The organism is Psychrobacter sp. 1U2 (assembly GCF_051847575.1).
The window spans coordinates 1-625 of the sequence record NZ_JBPYDC010001334.1 but is presented as its reverse complement, the minus strand read 5'-3'; the positions used below and the strand labels follow the sequence as shown (position 1 = coordinate 625).

General features: G+C 44.2%; 1 pseudogene. It reads right to left on the bottom strand.

From position 1 onward, the window contains the following. Nucleotides 1–429 (bottom strand): annotated as a pseudogene (locus tag ACS8FD_RS21935) (homoserine O-acetyltransferase); the annotation flags it as partial. Between the last annotated feature and the right edge of the window lie 196 nt (nucleotides 430–625).

Genomic DNA, 625 nt, shown 5'->3' with positions numbered 1-625 from the left:
CATTGCTTGAGTTTTTACCCAGTCTTTGATAGTGATTAGTGGAAAGTCAGGGCCATAGACTTGTGGCTCACTGCCATCGGCTTGATCAAGGGTATCAGGGTTGATGGTCGTTGGGCCCGTGGAGCCAAAACAGCTACCGATGTTATTGACACACACCACAAAAAACTGGTTGGTATCAATGGCTTTATTAGGGCCAATCATATTGTCCCACCAGCCCGATTTTTTGTCGTCAACACTATAATAGCCCGCTGCATGGTGACTGCCTGATAGGGCATGACAAATCAAAATGGCATTTGATTTATCCTTATTAAGTGTGCCATAGGTCTCGACCATTAAGTCAAAAGACGGCAGGGTACGATTGCATTCTAAAGTAAGCGGTTCGGCAAAATGGAATTTTTCGGGTGTGACGATTCCTACTGAGCCAACCATGTCGACTGAGCGATTCGAATCGAATGTATCTTTTGGAAGTTGGTCACTGGTACTATCAGGGCGTGCGTTCAAAGCTACCTCGCAAGACAACGATCATCAATAAAAAAAAGACAAGATGAAGACTATTTTTCTATACTGTTTTTAAAATGAGCTTGCCTATTGTATGGCGATGCGCGTAGGAGTACAACCTCCATGC